The organism is Sutcliffiella horikoshii (assembly GCF_044809035.1).
Taxonomy (GTDB): Bacteria; Bacillota; Bacilli; order Bacillales; family Bacillaceae_I; genus Sutcliffiella_A; species Sutcliffiella_A horikoshii_G.
This window is the reverse complement of the sequence record NZ_CP085237.1, coordinates 126164-138827: the sequence shown is the minus strand read 5'-3', so window position 1 is coordinate 138827 and position 12664 is coordinate 126164. Positions and strand designations below refer to the sequence as shown.

Below are 12664 nucleotides of genomic sequence, written 5' to 3'. Positions count from 1 at the left end.
GACTTGAGGTTGAACATTTACAAACTTCTTTAACATAGAGATAAAGACCTTCACCTCTCGATAAATGCCTGCGCATACGTCTTTATAATCCTCATAAAGACTGCAACTTATCTATTTGGCTATAACAAACGTCTTTAGAACCCCTATAAAGACTTCTACTTTCCTATTTAGCTACTACATACGTCTTTAGAACCATTATAAAGACCTCTGATCAATTATTTAGCTACTACATACGTCTTTAACCTCCCTATAAAGACCTTTCCTCCCGCTATACACCTGCGGAAACGTCTTTAAGCGAGATGCTTAAACTCTTTACATTTGGACACAAAAGACCGGCACCCCTCATTCGGGATGCCGGTCTTTTAAAAGATCTATTCTAGATCCAAAGATTACTCTTGGATAGTCGCTACAACGCCAGCGCCTACTGTACGTCCACCTTCACGAATAGAGAACTTAGTTCCTTCTTCGATTGCGATTGGAGCGATAAGCTCAACTGTCATTTCGATGTTGTCACCAGGCATAACCATTTCTACGCCTTCAGGAAGGTTACAAATACCAGTTACGTCAGTTGTACGGAAGTAGAACTGAGGACGGTAGTTTGTGAAGAATGGAGTGTGACGTCCACCCTCTTCTTTAGACAATACGTAAACTTCAGCTTTGAACTTTGTGTGTGGAGTGATTGTACCAGGCTTAGCTAATACTTGTCCACGTTGGATGTCGTCACGAGCAACCCCACGAAGAAGTGCACCGATGTTGTCTCCAGCTTCAGCATAGTCAAGAAGCTTACGGAACATTTCTACTCCAGTTACAGTAGTAGATTTAGGCTCTTCAGTTAAACCGATGATAGCAATAGTGTCACCAACTTTAACTTGTCCACGCTCAACACGTCCAGTAGCAACAGTACCACGACCAGTGATAGAGAACACGTCCTCAACTGGCATCATGAATGGCTTTTCAGTGTCACGAGCTGGTGTTGGGATGTACTCATCAACTGCAGCCATAAGCTCAACGATTCTTTCTTCCCACTCAGCGTCTCCTTCAAGAGCTTTAAGAGCAGAACCTTTGATTACAGGAACATCGTCTCCAGGGAAATCGTACTCAGAAAGAAGGTCGCGAACTTCCATTTCAACTAATTCTAGTAACTCTTCGTCGTCAACCATGTCACATTTGTTTAAGAATACAACTAGGTGAGGTACACCAACTTGACGAGAAAGAAGGATGTGCTCACGAGTTTGTGGCATTGGGCCGTCAGCAGCAGATACTACTAGGATTCCGCCGTCCATTTGAGCAGCACCAGTGATCATGTTTTTAACATAGTCAGCATGTCCTGGGCAGTCAACGTGTGCATAGTGACGGTTTTCAGTTTCGTACTCAACGTGAGCTGTAGAAATTGTGATTCCACGCTCTCTTTCTTCTGGAGCAGCATCAATCATGTCGTATGCCATTGCAGCACCTTTACCGCTTCTCTTAGCAAGAACAGTAGTGATTGCAGCTGTTAAAGTAGTTTTACCGTGGTCAACGTGACCGATTGTACCGATATTTGCATGAGTCTTGGATCTATCGAATTTCTCTTTACCCATTGTTATATCCTCCTTAGAATTTCATAAGTTTTTATTTTATATGTCATTAACAAGTGATTTCCACTTATTAACCTACATACTATTTATAAAACAAGATTAGGCGAAAATCAATTATTCACCTTTATTTTTTTTGATGATTTCTTCAGAAATTGATTTTGGTACTTCTTCATAGTGATCGAAATGCATTGTAAACACTCCGCGTCCTTGTGTGTTAGAACGTAGGGATGTTGCATAACCAAACATTTCAGATAGTGGAACCATTGCGCGAACAACTTGAGCGTTACCGCGAGCTTCCATACCTTCTACACGACCACGACGGGAAGTGATACCACCCATGATGTCTCCCATGTACTCTTCAGGTGTCACTACTTCAACTCTCATGACAGGCTCAAGGATTACAGGGTTACATTTTGCAACTGCATTTTTAAGAGCTAAAGATGCAGCTACCTTAAACGCCATCTCAGAGGAGTCAACGTCATGGTAAGAACCATCAACTAATGCAGCTTTAACATCAATTAATTGGTAACCAGCAAGTACACCGTTTTTCATGGAATCTTCCAGACCAGCTTGAACAGCAGGTACGTATTCACGAGGTACTACTCCACCTACGATTTTGTTTTCAAATTCGAAGCCTTTTCCTTCTTCGTTTGGTTCGAATTCGATCCAAACGTGTCCGAATTGACCACGTCCACCAGATTGACGAGCAAATTTACCTTCAACCTTAGCAGATCCGCGGAACGTTTCACGGTAAGCAACCTGAGGTGCACCAACGTTTGCTTCTACTTTGAATTCGCGCTTCATACGGTCAACTAGGATATCAAGGTGAAGCTCACCCATACCTGCGATGATCGTTTGACCAGTTTCCTGATCTGTATGTGCACGGAAAGTAGGATCTTCTTCTTGCAATTTTTGAAGAGCAGTTGTCATTTTATCTTGGTCAGCCTTAGATTTAGGCTCAACAGATAGTTGGATAACCGGCTCTGGGAATTCCATGGACTCCAAGATAACTTGGTTTTTGTCGTCACATAGAGTGTCACCAGTAGTTGTGTCTTTAAGACCAACTGCAGCAGCGATATCTCCAGAATATACAACAGGAATCTCTTCACGGCTGTTTGCGTGCATTTGCAGGATACGTCCTACACGCTCACGCTTACCTTTTGTAGAGTTGATAACGTAAGAACCGGAATTTAATGTACCAGAGTACACACGGAAGAACGTTAATTTCCCTACATAAGGGTCAGTCATAACTTTAAACGCTAGAGCAGCAAACGGGTTGTCGTCTCCAGGTTCACGAGTTACTTCATCTTCAGTGTCAGGAATGATACCTTTGATTGAAGGTACATCTGTTGGCGCTGGAAGGTAATCGATAACAGCGTCAAGCATTAACTGAACACCTTTGTTTTTGAATGCAGATCCACAGATTACTGGGTAGAAGTTAACGTCACAAGTACCTTTACGGATAGTAGCTTTCAACTCTTCAGTAGTAAGCTCTTCTCCTTCTAGGTATTTCATCATTAATTCTTCATCTAATTCTGCTACTGCTTCCACTAAGCGTTGACGATATTCGTCAGCTTGGTCTTTGTACTCAGCAGGAATTTCTTTTGCTTCAGAACGAGTACCTAGGTCGTCTTCGTAGAAATATGCAACCATTTCTACTAAGTCGATGATACCTTCAAACTCATCTTCAGCTCCGATAGGAAGTTGAATTGGATGAGCGTTAGCTTGAAGGCGGTCATGAATAGTTCCTACAGAATATAAGAAATCCGCACCGATCTTGTCCATTTTGTTAACGAACACGATACGTGGAACACCATAAGTTGTAGCTTGGCGCCAAACTGTTTCAGTTTGAGGCTCAACTCCAGATTGTGCATCAAGAACTGCTACCGCACCATCAAGTACACGTAGGGAACGTTCTACTTCAACTGTGAAGTCTACGTGACCTGGTGTATCGATAATGTTTACACGGTGGCCTTTCCATTGAGCTGTTGTCGCAGCAGATGTGATCGTGATTCCACGCTCTTGCTCCTGCTCCATCCAGTCCATTTGAGAAGCACCTTCGTGAGTTTCACCAATTTTGTGAATACGTCCTGTGTAGAACAAAACACGCTCAGTTGTCGTTGTTTTACCAGCATCGATGTGAGCCATGATACCGATATTACGTGTTTTATCTAAGGAGAACTCTCTTGCCATAGTGTATTTCTCCTTCCTAAGTAACTAGATTTAATTTATACCTAAAGCTGTTAAGTACTTGTCTTAACAGCTCCAGATAGTATGTGATCTTACCAGCGGTAGTGAGCAAACGCTTTGTTTGCTTCTGCCATTTTGTGCATATCTTCACGCTTCTTAACGGAAGCACCAGTGTTGTTAGCAGCATCAAGGATTTCGTTAGCTAAACGCTCTTCCATCGTTTTCTCTCCACGAAGACGAGAGTAGTTAACTAAATAGCGAAGTCCAAGAGTTGTACGACGATCTGGGCGCACCTCTACAGGTACTTGGTAGTTTGCTCCACCTACACGGCGTGCTCTAACTTCAAGAACAGGCATGATGTTTTTCATAGCTTGTTCGAACACTTCCATAGGTTCTTGTCCGGAACGCTCACCAACTAGTTTGAATGCGTTATAGATGATAGCTTGAGATTTTCCTCTCTTACCATCGATCATTAATTTATTTACAAGACGAGTTACTAATTTAGAGTTGTATAACGGATCTGGTAATACGTCTCTTTTTGCAACAGGGCCTTTACGTGGCATAATATTTTCCTCCTTTCGGGTAACTTAATGTTAAGCAGTTTGAAGTTTATTACTTCTTAGGTGCTTTTGGTCTCTTAGTACCATATTTAGAACGACCTTGCATACGGTTGTTAACTCCCGCAGTATCAAGTGCTCCACGAACGATGTGGTAACGTACCCCTGGTAAATCTTTTACACGACCGCCGCGAATTAATACTACGCTGTGCTCTTGTAGGTTGTGACCGATACCTGGGATATAAGCAGTTACCTCAATTTGGTTAGTTAAACGAACACGAGCATATTTACGTAATGCGGAGTTCGGTTTCTTTGGAGTCATTGTACCAACACGAGTACACACACCACGTTTTTGAGGTGAAGACACATCAGTCTGAGCCTTCTTGAAACTGTTATAACCTTTGTTCAAAGCTGGAGATTTAGACTTTACAACTTTACTTGTACGTCCTTTACGGACTAACTGGTTAATAGTAGGCATTAATATTTCCTCCTTCCTAATGTTTTAAGACCACATATCCAGGTGGTTCATTTTTAGGTAAAAAACAAAGTCTTTGCGAATCTACACTCACAAAAACAGTTTTTAATGAATGATCGCAACAGCGGAGGCACCCACTTCAATCCCGCAAGCTTTTCCGAGTTTTTTCATCGAATCTACTTTTAAGACTGGTATGTTGTACTCATTGGCAGTTTGGACAACTTTCTGTGTGACAATCACATCAGCGTCTTCTGCAATGACAACCTCTTTTACTGTTCCGGATTTCAGCGCCTTCACTGTTTGTTTTGTACCAACAATGAAGGTGTTTGCCTGCATCACTTTTTCATAAGACATTAACATATCCTCCAAAGCAACAGGTTATATAAGCACCTTTGCTATATTACCATCTCTATTTTTGAATGTCAATACTTTATCGAATAACATTGAAAAGATTGTCGGGGGATGCCCGACAATCTTTCTTTTATTCTACCGTTACAGGCTCTTCTTTACCGACTTCTTTCGTAAGATCGAATTTGCGGTAGCGGTTCATACCTGTACCAGCTGGAACTAGTTTACCGATGATAACATTCTCTTTAAGACCTAGTAACTCGTCACGTTTCCCTTTAATTGCAGCGTCTGTCAGGACTCTAGTCGTTTCCTGGAAGGAAGCCGCAGATAGGAAGGAATCCGTTTCAAGAGATGCTTTCGTGATACCTAGTAATACTGGACGTCCAGTTGCAGGTGTTCTGCCTTCAAGAAGTACACGTTCGTTTGCATCGGTGAATTGGTGAACATCAAGCAGTGTTCCTGGTAGTACATCTGTATCACCAGCATCAATAACACGTACTTTACGTAGCATCTGGCGAACCATTACCTCTACGTGCTTGTCACCGATTTCTACCCCTTGCATACGGTATACTTTTTGAACTTCAAGCAATAGATACTCCTGTACAGAAACCATATCTTTTACCTTCAGTAGTTCTTTCGGATCGATGGAACCTTCTGTCAGTTCCTGACCACGTAAAACTTCTGCATTAACGCCGACTTTAAGACGGCCAGTGTATGGTACTGTGTAGTTTCTCGTTTCTACTTCACCTTGGACAGTGATTTCTTGCTGACGATCGCGACCTTCGTTGATGGCTGTTACAACACCATCAATTTCAGAGATGACCGCTTGACCTTTCGGATTACGCGCTTCGAAGATCTCTTGGATACGCGGTAAACCTTGTGTGATATCGTCTCCTGCAACCCCACCTGTATGGAATGTACGCATCGTCAACTGAGTTCCTGGCTCACCGATAGATTGGGCAGCGATAATACCTACTGCTTCTCCTACCTCTACTTCTAAGCCAGTCGCAAGGTTGCGGCCGTAACATTTTTTACATACACCGTGACGAGTGTCACATGTAAATACAGAGCGGATCCAAACATCTTCCACGCCTGCTTCTACAATGGTTGTAGCAAGGTCTTCAGTAATTAAATCGTTACCCGCAACAAGAACTTCCCCGGTTTCAGGGTGCTTTACAGCTTTTCTAGCATAACGGCCGACTAAACGTTCTTCTAATTTTTCTACTACTTCTGTACCGTCCTTCAGAGAAGATATGTGTAGACCGCGGTCTGTTCCACAATCAATCTCACGAACGATAACATCCTGCGCCACGTCTACAAGACGACGAGTCAAGTAACCGGAATCGGCAGTTTTCAGTGCTGTATCGGCAAGACCTTTACGCGCACCGTGAGTAGAGATAAAGTATTCCAATACCGTAAGACCTTCACGGAAACTGGATTTGATCGGTAATTCAATGATACGTCCAGATGGATTGGCCATTAGTCCACGCATACCAGCTAACTGTGTAAAGTTAGATGCGTTACCACGGGCACCGGAATCACTCATCATGAAGATGTGGTTCAGGCGTGGCAAGGACTCCATTAGCTTCCCTTGGATCTTATCCTTCGCAGCACTCCAGATGGAAATAACGCGGTCATAACGTTCTTCCTCTGTGATCAAACCACGGCGGAATTGCTTAAGAACCGTATCAACTTTTGTTTGTGCTTCAACCAAGATTTCATCTTTCTCTTTAAGAACTACGATATCAGCTACACCAACTGTAATACCAGCTTTTGTAGAGTAACGGAATCCAAGGTTCTTCATGCGGTCAAGCATTTCAGATGTTTGTGTAATCTTGAAGCGTTTGAACACTTCCGCGATGATGTTACCTAGGATTTTCTTCTTAAATGGATCGATTAACTCTTGTGATTGAATCGCTTCTTTTACATTTGCGCCTTTTTCCACAAAGTACTTCTCAGGAGTGTTTACTTCCAAGTTATACTTTGTTGGTTCGTTAATGTAAGGGAATGACGGCGGCAGGATTTCGTTGAAGATCAACTTTCCTACAGTCGTGATTAGAAGCTTTTGTTTTTGCTCTTCAGTGAATGTTTCGTTGTTCAAGGAACCTGCATATACCGCTACACGAGTGTGCAGATGTACGTAGCCGTTTGAATAAGCGATAAGCGCTTCGTTCGTGTCCTTGAATACCATTCCTTCACCAACAGCATTTTCACGCTCTAGTGTTAAGTAGTAGTTTCCAAGTACCATATCCTGGGATGGTGTTACTACAGGTTTTCCGTCCTTAGGGTTAAGGATGTTCTGGGCAGCAAGCATCAAGATGCGCGCCTCAGCCTGTGCTTCAGCAGAAAGTGGTACGTGAACCGCCATTTGGTCACCGTCAAAGTCCGCGTTGTATGCTGTACATACAAGTGGATGCAAACGGATTGCGCGACCTTCCACAAGTGTTGGTTCAAATGCTTGAATACCAAGTCTGTGAAGAGTAGGTGCGCGGTTTAGTAATACTGGATGTTCCCTAATAACGGATTCCAATACGTCCCAAACCTCTGGTTGAACACGTTCAATCTTACGCTTTGCACTCTTAATGTTATGTGCAAGCCCGCGTTCTACAAGTTCTTTCATTACGAAAGGCTTGAATAGCTCAAGGGCCATTTCTTTCGGTAATCCACATTGGTACATTTTCAGGTTAGGTCCTACTACGATAACGGAACGACCAGAGTAGTCAACACGCTTTCCTAGTAAGTTCTGACGGAAACGACCTTGCTTCCCTTTCAGCATGTGAGAAAGAGATTTCAATGGACGGTTACCAGGTCCTGTTACCGGACGGCCCCGACGACCATTGTCAATCAGTGCATCAACAGCTTCTTGCAACATACGCTTTTCATTCTGAACGATGATGCTAGGAGCACCAAGATCAAGAAGTCGTTTTAAACGGTTGTTACGGTTGATTACACGGCGATACAAGTCATTCAAGTCGGAAGTCGCAAAACGACCACCATCTAATTGCACCATCGGACGTAATTCAGGAGGGATGACAGGAAGTACATCAAGGATCATCCAAGATGGTTCATTTCCAGATCCTCTGAAGGACTCCAATACTTCAAGACGCTTAATCGCTCTTGTACGGCGTTGGCCTTGAGCAGTTTTAAGTTCTTCTTTAAGAGTATCTACTTCTTTTTCCAAGTCGATATCAAAAAGAAGCTTCTTGATTGCTTCAGCACCCATGGCTGCTTGGAACGTCTGGCCATACTTTTCACGGTATGCACGGAATTCCTTTTCAGAAAGCAGTTGCTTCTTCTCCAATGGAGTGTCCCCTGTTTCTGTTACCACGTAAGATGCAAAATAAATTACTTCCTCTAGCGCACGAGGGGACATGTCAAGAACAAGACCCATGCGGCTTGGGATTCCTTTGAAGTACCAGATGTGGGATACAGGAGCAGCAAGTTCAATGTGACCCATGCGTTCACGACGTACTTTTGCTCTTGTCACTTCTACTCCACAGCGGTCACAAACGACGCCCTTGTAACGGACGCGCTTGTATTTACCACAGTGACATTCCCAATCCTTGGTTGGACCGAAAATTCTTTCGCAGAATAACCCATCTTTTTCTGGCTTTAATGTACGATAGTTAATTGTCTCAGGCTTCTTGACTTCCCCGAAAGACCAAGATCTGATCTTGTCGGGTGAAGCAAGGCCTATTTTCATATATTCAAAATTATTAACATCTAGCAAGGGGCCTACCTCCCTTATAATCTACAGGTTCTACCCAAATGCTTATCTTTAAAGTACTGTTGGCCATCAGTCTTTAGCGACAGTTTCTTTTACTTCTTCTACTTTATCTGAATCCAGAGAAATACCTTCGGAAGCTTGTTCTTCATCTTCATCAAGATCTCTCATTTCGATCTCCTCTTCATCGCCGGATAGGATTTTCACGTCCATACCTAAACTTTGAAGTTCTTTGATCAATACTTTGAAGGATTCAGGTACACCAGGTTCAGGTACATTTTCACCTTTTACAATCGCCTCGTACGTTTTCACACGTCCTACTACGTCATCGGATTTAACTGTAAGGATTTCTTGTAGTGTATAAGCGGCACCATAAGCCTCAAGTGCCCAAACCTCCATCTCCCCGAAACGCTGTCCGCCAAATTGCGCTTTACCGCCAAGTGGTTGTTGCGTAACAAGTGAGTAAGGTCCAGTGGAACGTGCGTGAAGCTTATCGTCAACCATGTGCGCAAGTTTGATCATATACATGATTCCTACGGATACACGGTTGTCGAACGGCTCACCCGTTCTTCCGTCATACAATACAGTTTTTGCATCTCTTGCCATGCCAGCTTCTTCAAGTGTGCTCCAAACGTCTTCTTCTCGCGCGCCATCAAATACGGCGGAAGCAACGTGGATACCCAAAGTTCTTGCTGCCATACCTAAGTGAAGCTCCAATACCTGCCCGATGTTCATACGAGAAGGTACCCCTAGTGGGTTTAACATGATGTCAATTGGCGTTCCATCAGGTAAGTAAGGCATATCTTCTTCCGGTAAAATACGAGAGATTACCCCTTTGTTACCATGTCGTCCGGCCATTTTGTCACCTTCAGAAATTTTACGCTTCTGAACGATGTATGCACGAACCAATTGGTTAACACCCGGTGGCAATTCGTCGCCGTCTTCACGGTTGAACACTTTTACATCAAGTACGATACCGCCTCCACCGTGTGGAACTCTTAGTGATGTATCACGTACTTCTCTAGCTTTCTCACCAAAGATAGCGTGTAATAGACGCTCTTCTGCAGTAAGTTCGGTAACTCCTTTAGGCGTTACTTTCCCAACTAATAGGTCTCCGTCTTTTACTTCCGCACCGACTCTGATGATTCCGCGGTCATCAAGGTTTTTAAGCGCATCTTCCCCAACGTTCGGGATATCACGCGTGATTTCTTCTGGTCCAAGTTTTGTGTCACGTGCTTCTGACTCATATTCTTCAATATGAATGGAAGTGTACACATCATCTTTTACCAGACGCTCACTCATGATGATGGCATCCTCATAGTTATAACCGTCCCATGTCATGAAGCCGACCATTACGTTACGGCCAAGTGCCAATTCACCTTTTTCCATGGATGGACCGTCTGCAAGGATTTCTCCTTTTGTTACAACGTCTCCAACGGAAACGATTGGACGCTGGTTATAGCAAGTCCCTTGGTTAGAACGAATGAATTTAAGCATTCTATACTTATCAAGGTTGCCTTTTACCTGTTGTCCGTCTACTTCTTCCATACGACGCACCCATACTTCGCGGGCTTCTACGCGTTCTACAACACCTGGGTGTTTACAGATAACGGCTGCACCGGAGTCTTTTGCGGAAACGTGTTCCATCCCAGTACCAACAATCGGGGATTCCGGTTGCAATAAAGGTACTGCTTGACGTTGCATGTTCGCCCCCATTAGTGCACGGTTGGAGTCATCGTTTTCCAAGAAAGGAATACAAGCTGTCGCAGCAGATACAACCTGCTTAGGAGAAACGTCCATGTAGTCGATTCTCTCACTTACGACAACCGTGTTCTCCCCACGGAAACGGGCAACAACATTTTGGTCCAAGAACGTTCCATCTTCACCAAGACGGGCGTTTGCTTGTGCCACTACATAGTTATCTTCTTCATCTGCAGTCAAGTAATCAATCTGGTTTGTCACTCTGCCCGTTTCAGGGTCTACTCTTCTGTAAGGAGTTTCAATGAAACCAAATTTATTTACTTTCGCAAAAGAAGAAAGGGAGTTGATCAATCCAATGTTTGGTCCCTCAGGAGTCTCGATCGGACACATACGACCATAGTGAGAATAGTGAACGTCACGTACTTCAAAGCCGGCACGCTCACGCGTCAAACCACCAGGTCCAAGCGCAGATAATCTACGTTTATGTGTTAATTCAGCCAGTGGATTCGTTTGATCCATGAACTGAGATAATTGAGAGCTTCCGAAGAACTCTTTAATAGATGCGATAACAGGTCTGATATTGATCAATTGTTGTGGAGTGATCGTGTTAGTGTCCTGGATGGACATTCTTTCACGTACTACACGCTCCATTCTAGATAGACCGATACGGAACTGGTTTTGAAGAAGTTCTCCAACAGAACGCAAACGGCGGTTACCTAGGTGGTCGATATCGTCTGTGTCACCTACACCATGTAGAAGATCAAAGAAATAGCTGATAGAAGCAATGATATCCGCCGGAGCGATGTTCTTCACCTTTTCTTCAATAAAACCGTTGCCTAAAACGACGATTTCCTTTTCACCTTCTGCATCATTCGGTGCATATATCTTAATAGATTGCATTGGCACTTCATCTTCCACTACCCCGCCATGCGGATGGAAGGAAGTTAGGCCGATGCCGTCTTCAATGTTAGGTAGAATGCGGTCTAAAGTTCTACGATCTAACAGTGTACCTTTTTCTACAATGATTTCCCCAGTCTCAGGGTCTACAAGTGTTTCAGCGATACGTTGATTGAAAAGTCTGTTCTTGATATGAAGCTTTTTATTAATCTTGTATCTTCCAACACTTGCTAAATCATAGCGTTTAGGATCGAAAAATCTAGACTCTAATAAACTTTTCGCGTTTTCAACCGTTGGTGGTTCACCAGGGCGCAGACGCTCATATATTTCTAGTAATGCCTTTTCCGTGCTTTCTGTGTTATCCTTATCTAAAGTATTGCGAAGGTACTCGTTTTCGCCAAGAAGATCAATGATTTCCTGGTCGGAACCGAATCCAAGAGCACGCAAAAGAACCGTTACTGGTAGTTTACGAGTACGATCTATACGAACATATACAACATCTTTAGCGTCAGTCTCGTATTCTAACCATGCACCACGGTTTGGAATAACAGTAGCCGAAAAGCCTTTTTTACCGTTTTTATCTACTTTTCCGCTGTAATACACACTTGGAGAACGCACTAACTGAGATACAATAACACGTTCTGCACCATTAATAACGAACGTACCAGTATCCGTCATCAACGGGAAATCACCCATAAATACATCCTGGTCTTTTACTTCACCAGTTTCTTTGTTAATGAGACGAACCTTCACACGTAAAGGAGCTGAGTATGTAACATCTCTTTCCTTTGATTCTTCAACAGAATATTTAGGTTCCCCTAAGCTATAATCGATGAATTCTAATGATAGATTTCCTGTGAAGTCTTCAATAGGGGAAATGTCATGAAACATTTCTCTTAATCCCTCATCAAGGAACCATTGATAAGAAGATGTTTGAATCTCTATTAGATTTGGTAAATCTAATACTTCACTAATGCGAGCATAACTTCTGCGTTGGCGGTGTCGTCCGTATTGAACTAGTTGACCTGTCAACTGATTCACCCCTCGTATCAAGCGTTATTAAATAGTAGTTCAAAAAATATAAACCACTCAAAGCCAAACATAAAAAAACATTCAACATGGAAACAATATTGCTAAAAAGAATCCATGTGAAAAATAAAAAATGGTTTCAATACAGAAAACCACGTTTTTACAA

Annotated in this window: 7 protein-coding genes; all 7 read right to left on the bottom strand. The window is 43.0% G+C overall.

What is annotated here, in order from left to right; all coding sequences use genetic code 11:
• Positions 1–389 precede the first annotated feature (389 nt).
• Positions 390–1580, bottom strand: coding sequence for an elongation factor Tu (tuf, locus tag LG307_RS00710; protein WP_386645268.1), 1191 nt, complete (start codon positions 1578–1580; stop codon positions 390–392).
• Between the two features lie 111 nt (positions 1581–1691).
• Positions 1692–3770: an elongation factor G gene (fusA, locus tag LG307_RS00705; RefSeq protein ID WP_404446950.1), complete on the bottom strand. Its 2079-nt coding sequence runs from the start codon at positions 3768–3770 to the stop codon at positions 1692–1694.
• An 89-nt stretch (positions 3771–3859) separates the two neighbouring features.
• Positions 3860–4330 carry a 30S ribosomal protein S7 gene (rpsG, locus tag LG307_RS00700; RefSeq protein ID WP_010191480.1) on the bottom strand — a complete coding sequence of 157 codons (471 nt, stop codon included), beginning with the start codon at positions 4328–4330 and terminating at the stop codon, positions 3860–3862.
• A 49-nt stretch (positions 4331–4379) separates the two neighbouring features.
• Positions 4380–4802: a 30S ribosomal protein S12 gene (gene rpsL, locus LG307_RS00695; protein ID WP_010191479.1), complete on the bottom strand. Its 423-nt coding sequence runs from the start codon at positions 4800–4802 to the stop codon at positions 4380–4382.
• Between the two features lie 102 nt (positions 4803–4904).
• Complete coding sequence (locus LG307_RS00690; RefSeq protein ID WP_148967034.1) at positions 4905–5153, bottom strand: 50S ribosomal protein L7ae-like protein; 249 nt, start codon at positions 5151–5153, stop codon at positions 4905–4907.
• 127 nt (positions 5154–5280) lie between these two features.
• Entirely contained in the window at positions 5281–8877 is a 3597-nt protein-coding gene (rpoC, locus tag LG307_RS00685; RefSeq protein ID WP_404446947.1) for a DNA-directed RNA polymerase subunit beta', read from the bottom strand.
• 66 nt (positions 8878–8943) lie between these two features.
• Positions 8944–12501: a DNA-directed RNA polymerase subunit beta gene (gene rpoB, locus LG307_RS00680; RefSeq protein ID WP_404446944.1), complete on the bottom strand. Its 3558-nt coding sequence runs from the start codon at positions 12499–12501 to the stop codon at positions 8944–8946.
• Positions 12502–12664 lie beyond the last annotated feature (163 nt).